The sequence below is a fragment of the Verrucomicrobiia bacterium genome (assembly GCA_026414565.1).
In the GTDB taxonomy this organism is placed as follows: Bacteria; Verrucomicrobiota; Verrucomicrobiia; order Limisphaerales; family Fontisphaeraceae; genus Fontisphaera.
The window spans coordinates 294,242-309,495 of sequence record JAOAIT010000009.1; the positions used below are offsets into that span (position 1 = coordinate 294,242).

The 15,254-nt window shown below is 62.6% G+C and carries 6 protein-coding genes; 3 read left to right on the forward strand and 3 right to left on the reverse strand.

Features of this window, described 5'->3' with window-relative positions:
• Positions 1 to 31 precede the first annotated feature (31 nt).
• Genes N3J91_02480 through N3J91_02490 form a run of 3 tightly spaced genes read right to left on the reverse strand, consistent with a single transcriptional unit; the run spans position 32 to position 10,778 of the window.
• Positions 32 to 7,066, reverse strand: a complete 7,035-nt coding sequence (locus tag N3J91_02480; GenBank protein MCX8155315.1) for a hypothetical protein — start codon at positions 7,064 to 7,066, stop codon at positions 32 to 34.
• 53 nt (positions 7,067 to 7,119) lie between these two features.
• On the reverse strand, positions 7,120 to 10,239 hold the full coding sequence (locus tag N3J91_02485; protein ID MCX8155316.1) for a von Willebrand factor type A domain-containing protein: 3,120 nt from the start codon (positions 10,237 to 10,239) through the stop codon (positions 7,120 to 7,122).
• A complete protein-coding gene (locus N3J91_02490; protein ID MCX8155317.1) occupies positions 10,236 to 10,778 on the reverse strand; it encodes an RNA polymerase sigma factor in 543 nt (180 codons plus the stop codon). The genes N3J91_02485 and N3J91_02490 overlap by 4 nt, the downstream gene beginning before the upstream one ends.
• A gap of 181 nt (positions 10,779 to 10,959) precedes the next feature.
• On the opposite strand from N3J91_02490, the gene N3J91_02495 reads away from it, so the two are divergent.
• The 3 genes from N3J91_02495 to N3J91_02505 all read left to right on the forward strand — a co-directional run bounded on the left by N3J91_02495 (position 10,960) and on the right by N3J91_02505 (position 15,207).
• A complete protein-coding gene (locus tag N3J91_02495) occupies positions 10,960 to 12,480 on the forward strand; it encodes a PQQ-like beta-propeller repeat protein (GenBank protein MCX8155318.1) in 1,521 nt (506 codons plus the stop codon).
• Positions 12,477 to 13,688 carry a hypothetical protein gene (locus tag N3J91_02500; protein MCX8155319.1) on the forward strand — a complete coding sequence of 404 codons (1,212 nt, stop codon included), beginning with the start codon at positions 12,477 to 12,479 and terminating at the stop codon, positions 13,686 to 13,688. The genes N3J91_02495 and N3J91_02500 overlap by 4 nt, the downstream gene beginning before the upstream one ends.
• A gap of 163 nt (positions 13,689 to 13,851) precedes the next feature.
• The gene (locus tag N3J91_02505) at positions 13,852 to 15,207 is read left to right on the forward strand and encodes a putative porin (protein MCX8155320.1); all 1,356 of its coding nucleotides are present in this window, start codon (positions 13,852 to 13,854) and stop codon (positions 15,205 to 15,207) included.
• Positions 15,208 to 15,254: the final 47 nt, after the last annotated feature.

Here is a 15,254-nt window from a genome sequence, read left to right on the forward strand (position 1 = left end):
GGGATGACGTGTGAGTGACCGGGTTTTGACCTCAGGCACCCGGGCGCAGACGGTACAATACAAGCAAAGCGAGAAACAGCCCCACGACCAAGGCGAGGCCACCCGTGGCGGTTTGCGGATCGGAGGCTTTGGCTTGCAGCCCAATCTTCAACGTGGCCCATTCGTCCACCACCAGGGCGCCGGTGAACTGGTAGGGACGCCCCTGCAAAGGCAGCGCGGCGCGTATGCTTTCCGGCTTGGTTACGCCGGCGATTTGCTGCCGCAACAGGCGCTCCGCCAGGCGTTGTAGCGCGGCATTTTCATCCGGGCTGTTGCGCTCCAGCACCTGTTGTGCCTGTTGCTGGGTATATTGCGGCGCCTGGCCCGGCTCGACGCGGCCTAGGATGTTGCGGGCGCGTCCTTCTTTGCGCTCGGCAATGTCGAGGGTGTTGAGCCGGCGCTCGTTCAAACCGAGCAGGGTTTGTTGGAGGCGCACATTATTCCATTGCACTCGTGCATCCTCGTTGAACGCGGCGTCTTGGGGCGAGATATTCCAGGCGGCCTGAAAGGCGCGCTGGGCTTGCTGCGGCGCGCCTTGCTGCAGCATCGTGTTGGCCAGATTGAAGAGCTGCTCGGCGGTTTTCACCTTTTCATCGCGGCGGGCCATTTCCGCTTTAAGGTAATCGTCCACATTGATGCCGGTGGGCCAGAGCGGCGCCCCGGCGCTGCGCAGTTGCAGAGCGGTCTGCCATTGTCGGATGTCCCAGGTGGCGGGGGCATAAACATTCCAGGTGATGTTTTCCAGCGGCAGGTCAAAGGAGGGCCCCAGCATTTCGCGCCGGGCCAGGTTGCCGTCCGCCCTGGTTGTGGCCGTGTAGAAAAACTCCACGGTGGTGGGCTGATTGGGTTCGCTGTGTTTCTCCAGCAGGAAAAGTATCTGCCCGCCCTCGCGCCAGGGCCAGACACTTTGCCCGTTGATGAAGGCGTACCAGAACCGGCTCTCCGGGGGCAGTTTCATGCGCAGGAGGCGTTTGTCACCGGGGCGGAGCACCAGCCGGCCCTCGGTCAGCATCTGGCCGGAAGGGGCAATGACCGACGTTAGGGTAAGACTTTCCACCTGAGCGGGCAGCACGTCCGCCACTTCATGGCGCGAGAGGGTGATCGGCAGTTCAAAACTGTTGTCCAGCACCATGAAGCAATCTTTGCTTTCCGTCATGCTCTGGCTGCGTCGCAGATTGGTGGGGATGGCCTGCCATTCCACCGGTTGCAGGCCGTTGGGCTGGGTGGGAAGGCGGAGCTGCAGACGGCCGCTGCCCTGGACGGCAAGGTACCCGCGCTCCAGGTTGGCGGAGCGCGCCCGGATACCAGACAAACGCACCACGCTGGCCTGGTTGGTGAAAGGCATCTGATAACTCAAACGCAGGGTGTAGTTACCAATGACTCGCCGTTGCAATTTGACCTCCCATTCCTGCCAGCGGGCATTGCCAGCGACGGGGAGGCGGACGGCATCGGAAAACAACTCGCCTTCAAAACGCACGCTGTCCGCCGGTTGGGGGACCAGTACGAGCAGGCTTTTCACGCCGGCGTTGTCAATGCGGTATTCGATGGCCCCCGTGACTTGCGCCAGGCCTTCACGCAAGGCGCAATGCTGCAGAATCGCCGCCTCCACCCAGGGCTCCACCGCCTCCACGTCGAACACCAGTCGCCACTGGCTTTGCAGCAGGGCGAAAGCCAGCACACCCTTCTGGGTGAGTCCGGCCCGGCGTGGGTCCACCGGGTTGACCCCGTCGCGTTCGCGGGCATGCAATCGCATGCCCTGCTCGGGCACGACTACCAACTGGCCCGCCTGCCGGGTGGCTTCCCGCACCAGCACGCGGGGGGCGCTCCATTCCTTGCGCCGTGCCAGGCCGGGGCCGCCCAAGGTGAGGTTGAAATTTTGCCGCCCTTCAGTTTTGCCGCGCAGGTGCAGGGTGATGATGCGTTCCCCGCCGGCGCGCAGTTCGGTCCAGTGGCTCAACACCGGGCTGGAGACGTTTTCGAGGTCAAAATCGGCCGGCAGGGCGAAGCTCAGGCGGAAGATGCCGGCACGGGTGATATCCACGCTCCATTGCAGGGCGAGCACGGCACGGTCCTCGCCGAGTGAATGGGTTTCTTGAGACGTGACCCGGATGTCCGGTTGCACGGGCGCAGCGGCGAGCGTGATCTGGGCGTCGCCGGCGGAGTAACGGTAGGCACGGCGGAGCGTCAATCCCGGAAGGAATTGCCCGGCTTCCTGCAGCAAGGCGGGAGGGAAGTCTTCCAGGTTGATAGGGGTCAGTCCCTGAACCTTGACGGTTTCCTGCAACTGCACTTCTTGTCCGCTGGCCACGCCCACCGTGCCCAACTGGCCGGCGGCATTTTGCAACACCGGCAGGCCGGCGGCGGCCTCGTAGGGCAGGGCGCCGGCGGGGATTTGCGAGAACATCCACATTGGGAATGCCTGGGTTTGCGGAATTTGAAACACCGCTCGCAGTTGGCGGCTGTCGGGATCGAAGCGCCAATGGGCCAGATTGGTGGCCCGGACGTCCGTGATCGTTTGATTGGTGGGCACCAGGAGGGTGACTTCGGTGATGATCCCTTGCGCGGGTTTAAGCTGGAGCAAATGGATTCCTTCCACCAGCCCCGGGGTGGGAAGGTATAGGTGATGCAATTCAGCATAGAGCACGGCTGTTTCCCGGCGTGGATCCCGTGAGCGTGGCGCCCAATGGATTTTCGCGTTGGCGCGCGGAGCCAGCACCAATTCCGCTCGCGTGAATTCCTTTCCCTCTTGTTTGATTACGGAAACCTCCACAGACACCGCCTCTGCGGAACTCACCTGCAAATCGGCGCGGTCCAAGTCCAGCGTCACCCGGTTGACCAGCGCCGGGAGGGTGGGGACGTCGCAGTGGCCCCCAGCCGCCTCGCGCCCGACCCGCAACTGGTATTCAAAGGTGACTTCAAACCTGCCGGCGGTCCTGGCCGTGAGCCGATACCCTCCTCCCGGCGTGCTCTGGCTTAGCACCAACCCTTCCGTGGGAAGTTGAATTTTCGTCAACACCGCCGGTGCGGCCAAAAAATCCAGACGCTCGCCGGCTTCCGTTTGCCAGACCAGGACGGCCCGGGCGCGGAGAAATTCCTCCTGAACTTGCATTTGCTGGAGGACACTTTGCACCACGCTTCGAGTCGGCTCGGCGGGGGCGCCGGCCGCGCTGTAAGTGAAGGCCAGCAGTGCGCTACCCAGCAGCAAGGCCGTCGCGGCGCCGGTGGCGCTGTCCGGGCTTGCGGGCGAAGGGGTGGGGGGCTCAGGTTTGGGAGCGGGCGGAAGCCGTTTGATGGCCTGCCAGGCCGGGTACCATAGCTGGGTGAGCGCAAACAGCGCCAACACTCCAAAAAACCACGGCGCGCCTCCCGGCAGCCGTAAGGCGCCCCATGCCAACAACGTCCAGCCGGCCATGCGCACGGCGCTGCCCTTCCAGTCCGTCCATTTTTTAACGGCGGCGAAAATCCAGAGCGCCAGGGCCAGGGCGGCGGGCCAGGCGTTGCGCAACCAGAACATCACATCACCCGCCGCCCATTGCTCCACTTGCAGGGCAAGAGTTTGACCGGGGTCCTGGATGGGCGCAATCAGCACCATTTCCTGCAGATTGCCGGGGGTGTGGTGAAGGGAAACGAAAACCAGCATTCCCAGCAGCACCAGCGTGCAGACCGCGCCCAGCAGACCGCCCAGCGTGGCGAGAACCTGGGCCGTGCTGCCGCGGGTCATGCCAGGACGCGCGGCCCGACGGAAAACCAGCACACTTCCCACCAATAACACGGGCAACAGCCCAAGGGCGAGCTTGCGAGGCTGCCCTAATCCCTCCCCGCTCAAAGCCTGAGTGAGCCAGTTCCAACCGGACGGTTCCTGCCACGCGCCGACCGGGACCACCCGTCCTGATTTGAAGCGCAACCGGGTTCCGGGATCAGCCTGCAATCGCCATTCGGTTTGCAGAATGGGCGCTTCCAGCGTGGGGGCCTCCAGCGGAAGACGGTGGCGGTCCGGCGCCTTGGCCGCCAGTTTGAGCTCCACGGTCAAGACGGCCAGCGGGTCCGTTTTGGCGGGCAGGGGGACGAGGGTCAAGGGGCCATCGGTGACCGGGGCGGTCATGTTTTGATTCACCCGGGCTTCCCACAATTTATAGCCGGCCGGGATTTTAACGCGCAGATGGTTGTGGCCCTGGTTTTTGATAAAGTAACGGGCGGTCGTGGCCAGTTCGCCTTCGCGGGTGATGCGGGTGTGCAGCAGCGCGCGGTCAGCCACCTGCCGCATGGTTTCCCCCGGCGGCAGCGCCAGCAATTCCATGCGCAAATTGAAGGGCCGCGCCGTGTATTGATACGCCGCGAGCAGGGGGGCATCAAAGAGCAGGCGGTGATCGGGCGGAATTTCCCGGGGATCCAGTTTCAGCAATTGCGGCGAGACCTCGACAGGCCGGGCCTCAAAGGCGTGCTCGCTGATAACCAGCACGCTGCCCTGTTCGGTTTGGGCATCCAGGGGGCGCGCGCCTTCAAAATCCACCTGATTATTGGTGCGGGTGTGGAACTGGCGATCGCAGGTGACCAGCAGCGTGTAGGCGCCAAAGGCCGGCGTGTTGAGATAAACCTCGTAACCGCCAGGCACGGGTTTCCAGTTGCGAACATCGCGGCCGGCGAATTCCACATTGCCATAATTGGTGGGGACGGCGACGCGGAATTGATTGATGGGGGCGCCTCCCACCCAGTAGTTGATGACGGAGCTGCAGTACGCCATGCCCTCCTTGAGGGTGAACAGATGCACGACATCGGCCAGCACGGTCTGCGCCAGGCGCTCCACCTGCACGATGGCCTGCCAGCTCTCATCCCGCAAGCGCCAGGCCAGTTGCAGGCCGGCAATCTTCCGCGGAAACAGGCCGGGCGGCAGCTCGGTCAAACCGGAGACTTCGCCTGCCGTCAGCCGGAAGCCGGTGTCAGCGGAGACCCCCACGTGGAGGCGGAGGGACTTGACGCCCACCGGCTGGACTTGGGGCAGCGTCCATGCCCCCGCCGCCGCATTGGTGTTTTTACTCAGGCGGAGCTGCACCACCTGGCGGCCCATCAGCGGTTGCGAGAACACCAGCCGCAGGCGCGCCAGCGGAGAGTTTGGCTCGGTAGTTAAAAAGTAGTCACTCAGATGCTGGGCGTTGAGGCGCGGATTGGTGTAATCGGCCGGCACGCGCACGGTGAACTCCCGCAACGGCGCATCGCGGATGTCCAATTCCAGCTCGGCGTCAATCAGGGTTTCGGTCTCGCCCAGATGGAAAGCCAGGAGCTGGGAAGCATTCACTTCGGGCTGCATTTGCTCGGCCTGCAAGCTCAGGGCGTAGTCCGGCCCGCTGAAGCGGTAGGCAAACGTCTGGGTGCCGCGTCCCAGGCCGGCCTGCACGAGGGCCTCGCGTTGCGGGGCCATTTCGGGGGAAATTTGGGACAACCCGCGCGTCTCAAAGGTTTCCAGGCGCACGGCCCCGTCGTTCATGGCCACCAGATAGCCGGAGTAACGAATGGCCTCGGCAGGGGCGAGGCGGGGCGGAGTGAAGTTGACAGGAAAGGCTCCCAGGGGCGTTTGCAGAAGCACCTGAGCGCTGTAGGTATCTTTGCGGGGTTGGTTGAGCTGCACCACCAGCCGGCGCAAACCATTGGAGGCCGGTTCCAACCGCCAAGCCAGAATATCTTCCCCCCGGACGTGGGTGACTTCGCCCTCGCCCTGGAGCAGCAGCACAAGCTGGTTCAGTTCGCCCTGCATGACCTTGTAGTTCAGCAGGCAGACTTGCCGCAGCAGGCCCGGCCCCACGCTCAATCCCACATGCCCTTCCACGGCATAAAAGAGCCGGCCGCGCTCTTCCTTGCGGGCGGTTCGCCAGAGCCATTGCACGGGGCCGCTGGAAGGCAGGAAGGTCAGGTAATCCTCTCCCTGGCGCTCCGGCCGGGCGGCGCTGCCCAGATTGAAAAGGGTTTCCGCAGGCAGCCCTTTGAGAACGACCGGCCGCAGGGCGCTGGGTGCCACCTCAAACGCCAGCGCATTCCATTCGTTTTGCGTGCTGATGCGGGCATCAAAAGTCAGCGTTAGCGGATAAGTCCCGGGACGTCGGAAACGCAGCCAGTAGCGGCCTTCGGCAAAATACGCCTCGGCATTGGTGGGGAAGCTGGTGAGCGCCGCATCCCCGGCGAGGATGGGGAGAGTACCGCCTTCGGCATGGCGGACGATGGCCTCGGCCTGCAGGGTGAAGGAGGCCCGCTGGTCCTTGAAGAGGCCGGTGAGCTGAAACTGGCTCAAGGTGATTTGGCGCCCTTCTGCGTCTTTCTCCGCGGCCCGGAGGCGCAGGGCGTACTCGCCCCCCGTCCAACGGAGCATCAAGGGTTGGGTGGTCGCCAGAGCCGGGGGAGTGCCGGCGCCCGCCGCAGCGGGTTTTTGCACCAGCAAAAGCCCGGACAAATTGGTCAAGGAAAGTTCCAGGGCGGGATCGGGCTGGATTTCGAGCGTGCCCTCGGCGAAGGCGGCCTCGTGCGGTTGCAGCAACAGAGGCGTGAACTCCACCGGGAGGGCGGCGAAAGCATGCCGGGCCGTGACGCTGGCGGTGATCTCCCGCGGTGAGGCGATGTTGGTCGGGGCATCGGCAGGACGGATGACGAGGTAAAGCTGGCCCTGGGCATCCCGCCGCAAGGCCCAATCCTTGATGCCGGCGCCGGTGACCTGTTCAATATTGCCCTCGCCGCGGCATCGCAGCACCCATTCCTTGAACTGTCCCTGCAGCACGCGGGCGCGCAGTTCAAAATGTTGGAGGATGTTGCTCCTTTCAAACTGCAGCGCGGCCTGCCAGGTGGCAGAGTAAATGAGGGGCGCCTCGTTTTCCGCAGGGCCTCCCCCCTTGAGTCGGCCGGTCAACACGAAACTGGCCTGGTTGGTATCCACCTCGCCGCTAAACTTGAGGCTTTCGACGGGGGTGGCGGTGAAGGCCATCCACGTGCTGCCGACAAGGGCAAGGATGGCGCCGAGGTTGAAGCCGCGAAGATTCCCTTTCATACAATTCAATATTTCAATTTATTCAAAGTCGGAGGCCATGGCGGGGGATGTGTTCATTGCATCCCTTCCAGTCGCAGGGCTTGCTGAAGCATGGTGAGAAGCTGTTGCGGGCGCGGGTCGGGTTCAAACGCCTTCACCGTGCTGCCGGCCAGGGCGGCCAGGCGCTTGAGCTGAATCTCGCCGGCGTAAGGGTTGCGCGACAGGTACTCACCGAACAACGCAGCGGCGGCGGCCAGGCGCATTGCCGGCGAGGCCTGCTCGAGGGACGGCGGTTGCGGTTGATAGGGCAGCACCCATTCCCGCTCTTCATATTCGCCGGTTTGCGGAACGCGATAGCGCACCCGCACCACCCCCAGCGGTCCGCTCCCCTGGGGATTGACCTGCACGACGTACATCGCGTTACCGGCCTCGGCCGCGGCCAGCTCGGCGGCGTCCACGGTGTTGTCACGGAACTGTTCTTTGGTCAGTTGATGCCGGGCGTAGCCGATCTGGCGGTAGGCCGTGACGCGGTAGGGATTGAACTCCACCTGCGTTTTGACATCGGCGGCGGCCACGTTCAAGGCACCGGCCAGTTTTTCCGCAAACTCGGTGGCCGCCTGATCCACCTCATTGAGGAGTGCGTAGCGCCCGTCGCCATTCCGCGAGAGCAATTCCAAAAGGTCATCGTCCAGCCCCTCCCAGCCCACGCCGAAGCAGTCCAGCGCCACACCTTTCTGGCGATGGCTGACCACCTTGCGTTTGAGCACTTCAGGATCCACATCGCCCAGGTTGGCAGCACCATCGGTGAGCAACAGCACTCGATTATTGGCCCGGGCATGAAAATGTTTGAGCGCAGTCTGATAAGCCAGATCCAGACCGGCGCCCAAATCCGTGCCCCCTTCCGGATTGAGTTGCAGCACGCGCTGGAGGGCTTCTCTGGCCTGATGGCCCGGCTGGCCGTCCACGCACAATTGGGGGCGGCGGGCGAAGGCCACGACACTAAGTTTGTCCTGCGGTTGCAATTTGTCCGCCAGCACCCGCAAAGCCTGGCCAACGATGGCCACGCGATCCGGGCGACCCATGGAGCCGGAATTGTCCAGCAGAACCACCAGGTGCAGCGGTTGGGCAGCCTGACGGCCCAGGGCTGCGGTTTGAATGGAAAAGCGCAGTAAATCGCGCTGGTGGGCAAAGGGATGGCGGGCCATTTCCCAGTTGAAAGCCAGCCGGGCCCCGGGGGCGGGCGCGGGGTCGCGGTAATGGAAGGCATTGATGAATTCCTCAACGCGGATGGAGTGGGGATCGGGCCATTGGCCGGCCTGCAAGCTGGCCGCAGCAGTCTTGAACGAAACATCACTGACGTTGAGTGAAAAGGTGCTGAAATTAACCCCGCTATTCGGGGCCGTCTGCACTTCCAACTGATGAATCAGGGGAGGCAGGGAGGCCCCGGGTTTGCCCTTGGCCAGGGTTTCTTCAGCGTCTGGTTTGCCGGGCGGGACCGCGGGGGAGGGAGGCGGGGCAAATATTCTTCCAAGCTGGGGAGTGTCTCCGGCAGTGGGCATCTTGGCGACCTCCAAACTTTCTTGGAGCAGCTCTTTTTTGCCCTCGGCGGCTTTTTCCTCGCGTTTGTCGGCGGCTTCCATGGGGGTGCGCTGGGGGGGCGGTCCAGCCAGACCGCCGGCAAGGGACTTTGCGACCGGCGTCTGAGCGGCCTCATCCGCTCGCCGGGCCAAACGTTCCAGTTCGCGAGTGCCATCTTGCTCGGCCAAACGCTTCCGCCTTGTTTCACCGGCGGAAGCTTCTTTCAGCAGCCCGTTCACCTGAAGTTGGCCGCCGGTCAGGTTTTGTGCGTCCTCCAGGCGATTGGCAGGCTCTGCTGCATTAACGGTGGAGACATTGAATTGGTCTCTCCAAAACGATTCGGCTGCCTCGGACCGGGATTTGACAGGATCAATGTTTTGCAAGGCCAGGTCCTGCTGCGGCAGAACCGCCGTTCCCCCCGCCGGCAGGGCGTAGGAGCGTTGCAAATTATCCAGGGATCTGACCGTGGCACCCGCCTCTGCCAGACCGTCGGCGCGCCCATTAATTACCGTACCCGCCGGCACTCCCAGAGCTGTGACCGATGAAGCTGGTTGCGCCGCCGGTGCTGGGGCAGGGGTGGCCGCCGGCGGTGCGATTGGCCGATTGGCCGGTGCGGCCGCCAAACCAGTGCGCACCTCCAACGAGGCGATGTCTTTGGCATCACGGGTGGATAGCCTTTGCTCCTGCGGGGCCTGCGCGCGGCCGCCTTCAGCGCGCCCGTAAAAGCCGCCTGCACCACCCCCCCCCGCCTCCCGAGACGCTCCCTGGGCGTCAAAATAGAAGTACAGGGTGTCTTGACGCTCGCGTGACTCAGCACGCCCCCCCCCCAGATCGCCATCCACATTAACCGGCCGATCCGAAAAATCCGCGACGGCCTGGTCGCCCAGGCTGGCTGTGGGCAGATAAACCTCGTTGGCAAATCGGGCGTTTGCCGTGTTTTGCTTGGCGGGCGTGGCAGGCTGCCCAGTTGCCACGCCGAAGCTGTTCCCGGCCGGCCCCTGGCCGGCAAAAGCCGTGGTGGGAGCAGGCGATTCTCCCGCGTGCCGGGCCTCGGCTTCTGCCAGGCTTCGCTCCAATTCGGTAACTTTTTGTCGGTTGAGTTCTGCGATCCGTGCAGCCTTTGCCTTTGCCGGGCTTAAGGCGGGCATAAGGAGCGAGGCGAGCATGGCCAACGCTACCACGGCCGCGGCTAGTTTCCAGACCCAACGCATGTCCGGCCCGATGGGTTGTTGTATTCGCCGCCAGACCCTCCTTCCCAAACTTGCTGGCACGGGCTTTGGGGGAACGCTGGCCACGGAACCTTGGGCAGCCGGTGGCGTTGCAGCCCCTGGCGAGGTTTCCAGGGCGGCCAGCAACGCCGCGCGGCGGGCCGGGGACAGCTTGGGAGCCGGGGCGGGGGCGGTTGATTCCTTAATGCCTTGAGCATGGGGTTGCGCCACCTCGCGCAGCAGCCCCACCGTTTTTTGCATGTCGCGGTAGAACGCTGCCAGTTCAGGATCCCGTCTGATCGCCTGTAGCAACTGCGCTTCTTCAAAGGGGCTGGCCTCGCCCAGCAGCAGGGCCACGATGCGGGCCTCCATGTCCTGGCGCGGGTCGGAGGGGGGAACAGGATTCATAAGACACCGGTGTGTTTGAGGGCGGCCGCCAGGTCTTTCAGGGCATGGTGGAGCAAATACCCCACATGCCCCACATTCAGATTCAAGCGGGCCCCGATTTCCTTGTAGGACAGTCCTTCCTCGAACTTCAGCCGCAGTACTTCGCGTTGCCGTGCGTCCAGGGCGGCCAGACAAAGCCGTGTCTGGCCAATGGCCTCCAGACGGACGAGTTGCTCATCCGGCATGGGGGCGTCATCGGCCACATCCCATTCTGGGTCGTCCTCTTCGATTGGCTGCAAGGGGGTCAGTTTCTGGGTGGCGCGCACGTGATTGACCGCCAGGTTGTGTACCGTCCGGTAGAGCCAGGGGACGGGCTGTTGCACCAGGGCATATTCGCGATGCAATCGCATAAAGGCTTCCTGGACGACGTCTTCGGCGGCGGCGGCATTGCCGGTGAGCCGTTGCGCATACAAGAGCAAGGCCGATTCCTTGGCCTCAAACAACGCCTGTAACTGCTTCCCCGCCCCGGCGGCCGGGCTGCCTGTGGTTCTGTCCTGCATGAGCTCGTTAACGCGTATGCCAGCTATGAGTATGACAAACGGGCGGCCACTTTATTAGCACAATTTTTCCACCCCAGCATTGGACGGGAACAAGAAGGGCCAAGCTCCAAGCCAAGTCGGGCCGAAACGTCAAACAACCGAAACTTGTAAATTGGAGGGGAGCAAGCATAGGCTGGGCTACGTGAAAATTCTCAGGTGGGCAGCGGCCACGTTGACCGCGGCGGGCATGGTGTGGGGTGCGGACACGCCAACCGATACATGGCCCACGTTGCATGGGAATCTGCAACGCCATGGTTTTTATGCGGAGTTTCCCACAAATAATCTGCGGCTGGCCTGGCGCAAGGAATTGTACCGTGAACTGACCGGGCCGCGGGCGGAGGTCATCGTGGAAGGTGGTCTGGCCTTCATGGGCACTTACGCGGGAAGTTTTTACGCCTGGGACGCCGCGACGGGTGCCGAACGCTGGAAATTCCAGGCCGGCGGCCCCATCGGCCACTCGCCCATGTTGGATCAGGGCCGGGTTTACGTGGCCTCCATGGATCGGCGGTTGTATGCGCTGGAGGCGGCCACCGGCCGGCAGCTTTGGGCGTTTGAAGCGGAGGAAGGTTTTTGGAGCGCCCCGCTGGCGCACGCGGGGAGGGTGTTTTGTGGCGCGCGCGACGGATGGTTCTACGCTGTGAACGCGGCCAATGGCACACTGGCTTGGAAACAGCGCACCGGCGCGCCCATTTTGAACAGCCCCAGCCTGACCGAGGACGGCCGGCGGGTGGTGGTGGTTTCTGAGGATATGCATGTTTATTGCTGGGAGGCGGCTGACGGCCGCCCAGTCTGGCGCTCGCGCAAGCTGGCCGGGCTGACCGCGCGGGACTATTTCCCTGTGGTGTTTCGCGGTTTGATCTTTGTGACCACCACCCCTGTGAAGGATTTTCACACCATCCTGGGCGAAAACGAGCAGATGCTGATTCGCCGCACCGGATTCACGGGTAAGGACCCGCGCTACATCCCCGGCACCCCCGAAGATGTGGCACGCGAGCAGGAATTCATCGTCGAGCATCTGCGAAAGCACCCCGAGGAGCAGGTTTTTTATGCCTTGCGCGTGGAGGACGGCCAGGAGCCATGGGTGGCGCCCATTCTCTATACCGGCGGGCTGCACAATCCCATGACCCCGCCGTGCGTAAATCCCCTCACGGGCGAGGTGTTCACACAATTACGTTCCGCGTACGGCACCTGGGATGGTGGCGGCGAGGTGCGTTCCTACACCTGCTTTGGCAAAATCAATTTGAACAATGGCCGGGTGGAGCTGCTGGGGCACGGTTATCCCGCCAAGGAGCCGGGGCGTCCCCCGGGTGCCAAAGACATGCCTTGGATGGGATTTAACTACATTGGCGATGAGACGCAAACCCTCTCCTGTGCGCCCGGCCGGTTGTTCAGCAATCATCAGGGCTTTCTAGGTGAACTGGATTTGCTTACCGGCAAAGTGCGCAGTCGCTTCGGCAGGCGGGACACCTACGGCGGGTTTTATGGAGCCGGCAATTTCGGGTGGGAAAAGCAAGGCGGCTACGAGAAGGCGCGGGCCGCAGGGCAGCCTTACGGCTTGGTCAATGAATGGCATGGGCCCGCGCGGGCCATTGCCGCGGTGGCCGGGGGGCGGGTGTACTACTCGGTGGGTTCACAAGTGCTCTGTTGGGAGGCGATACCATGAAATGGCAGGGTGCATGGCTGCTGGGCCTTGGTTGCGTGGCATGGTGGCTGGTGCTGCCGGGCGTGGCACAGAACATCGTCGAGGTCAACGGCCAAACTCTCACACTGCCGCGGCTGGAGCTGCAAGCAGCCGACTGGGAGCGCATGGTCCGCCAGCAACCTGAATGGCGCATGCCCGCCGCCCATGAAGCGGAGGCTCACCGCGTCAGGCACAAACTGGAGGCGCACGTGGTGGATTTCCTGGAGGGCTATCCGTGGCGGCCCATGCACCACACCGTGGGCATCAGCGGATTCGAGACGGTGTTTGGACATCCTGACGAGATGTATTATGCGTTGGCACTGGCTTTGCCCTACCTGAGTACCAATACGGCGACACGCGTGCGTGAATTTGGCCGTGCCCAGTTGGAGGCTGGCGTCCTGCCCTTTGCCCTGCGCGGGCCGGATTGGAGCCGGGGCCGGGAGCGGGAGGCCTATGCGGTACCTCCCCATTACCGGGCCGCCGGTCCGGCCACAGCCCGAAGTTTGTTGGGCATTTATAGTTTCTGGGCCTGGTGCCGGGCCAGCGGGGATACGGCCTGCGCGCGCCGCTATTGGCCCCAGGTGCAGGAGGCGGCAGTGCCCCTGTTGAAGGGCAATTATACCTTTGATCCATTAAAAAGCGATTATACCCAGGACGAAGCAGAGCAGCTTAACGGCCATCTGGCGGGTATGGTGGGGTACGCTCGTCTGGCGCGGATGATGGGGGATGAAGCAGCCGAACAGGCGGCGCGTTTCCGGGGATTACAACTGCTGCAGTGGCGGGTGGATTTGGAGCGCATGAATCCCAAAATCCTGGAAAAGTCCACCCGCTCGGCCAGCAAAAGCCTGCACTACAATAAATTGTCGCGTTACTGCGCGTTGGCGCCGGAAATTGGCGCCGCCCTCGCCCGTCATGCCCGGCCGGTGGCGGTGCAGCGGCTGGCCAGTTTTCGGGCGGAGCGCAACGCCTGGTGGCTGGCATTTGGGGATCGTTTGGTGGGCGGGGAGAACTACACCAACCCCATGAATTTCCCCCGTTCTTTGTTCGCGGCGGCGGCGGTAATCGAGCAGGTGCCCCCAACCTCCTTGCTGGCATGGGTGGACGTGCCCTGGTGCCACGGGGACTTCTATTTCATGGAGAAATGTGTCTTGGCGTTGTGGCAGGCGGGCGGCGGGGCGTGGGCGGAATGAGCTTGGATTGCCCATGATTCTGGCGCGGATCCCGAAGGCTGGACATTGCACTCTGGCGACATAACGGCACCGCTTGTAACAATAATGTCACCATTCTATCGTTTATTTTCCTGAAAAAATCCCTTATGAGCAGTCCGTAAAATGCGACTTTTTGAATCTGTTTATGTCTAAAAACTACATAAAATACTGGGTCGGTTTCGGGGTGCTAACAGCTTTCCTGAGTCTGGGGAACTGGGGCTACGGGCAATCGGCAGACGCCCTCATTGATAAACTCATTGAGAAAGGCATCCTGACCGCCCGTGAAGCGGAGCAATTGCGGGAAGATGCCGACAAGGATTTTCGCCGGGCATACTCGGTCAAGAGCGGTTTGCCGGAGTGGGTGACTTCATTGCACCTGAACGGCGATGCCCGGGTGCGGTATGAGGGCATTTACGTGCCGAATGATCAGATCCCAGGTTCCGCCACCACGGCGCTGGACCGGCATCGTTTCCGCTATCGTTTGCGTTTCGGAGCAGTGGCGGGTTTCTGGGACAACTTGCAGGCCGGGTTTCGTTTGACCTCAGGTGAGGCGGGAGCCACGGGGGGCGACCCCATCTCCGGCAATACCACCTTCAACAACAACGCCAGTAAAAAGTATATCTACCTTGATTTGGCGTATGGCAAATGGACGGCGGTCAACAACCGGCAGTGGACGCTGACCCTGACCGGCGGCAAGATGGAGAACCCCTTTGTGACCAGTGACATGGTATTTGACAAGGATTACACGCCGGAAGGCGCGGCACTGCAGTTGATTCACCGGCCCAACGACATTCACAGCCTGGCTCTGAATGCCGGCGGCTTTGTGCTGAACGAACTGGGCGGCTCCAGTCATGACAGCTACCTGGTGGGCGTGCAAACCCGCTGGGAGGCCATGTGGTCACTTCAATTTCAAACCTCCTTGGGCGCCTCCTGGTTTGGCGTCAGCGATGTGCAAAACCTGGCCAGCGGCCAGGTCTTCAACTCCAACCGGGGCAACACCCGCACGGCCGCCGGGGCGCTGGTACACCATTACAATCCCTTCTATCTAGATTTTGCGGCCACCTATACCCTCGAAAAGTTCTGGCGGTATCCCAACCCTTTCCCCATCCGGGTGGAGGCTGATTATTTGCACAATCCGGCTGTGCACGATGAAAATTATGGATGGAGCGCTGGTTTTACCTTGGGCAAGGCGGGCAAACGCGGGTTGTGGGAGCTGAGCTACCGTTACAAGCACCTGGGCGCAGATGCATTTTACGAGGAATTGGTGGACTCGGATTTTGGCGGGTTTTATGGCGTGGCGCCTGCGGGCGGTGCAGTAGGTTATGGTTCCGGCACCAACGTACGCGGCCACATCGTGCGCCTGCAGTATTCGCCGTTTGATTCCACCACCATCGCCATTACTTATTTTTTGTGCGACCTGATTAACGGTTACGCCGCGCCGGGAGCGCGGGCCAGCTCGGAAGCCGGTCGGTTGCAGGTGGATGTCTCCTGGAAATTCTAACCAGAATGTAACACAGATGCCATATTCATCGGTTAGACTGACATAGG

Bases quoted from the DNA above. Each gene is read 5' to 3' on its own strand.
- N3J91_02485 (MCX8155316.1), bottom strand. From the start codon at position 10,239: ATGAATCCTGTTCCCCCCTCCGACCCGCGCCAGGACATGGAGGCCCGC.
- N3J91_02490 (MCX8155317.1), bottom strand. From the start codon at position 10,778: ATGCAGGACAGAACCACAGGCAGCCCGGCCGCCGGGGCGGGGAAGCAG.
- N3J91_02480 (MCX8155315.1), bottom strand. From the start codon at position 7,066: ATGAAAGGGAATCTTCGCGGCTTCAACCTCGGCGCCATCCTTGCCCTT.
- N3J91_02500 (MCX8155319.1), top strand. From the start codon at position 12,477: ATGAAATGGCAGGGTGCATGGCTGCTGGGCCTTGGTTGCGTGGCATGG.
- N3J91_02505 (MCX8155320.1), top strand. From the start codon at position 13,852: ATGTCTAAAAACTACATAAAATACTGGGTCGGTTTCGGGGTGCTAACA.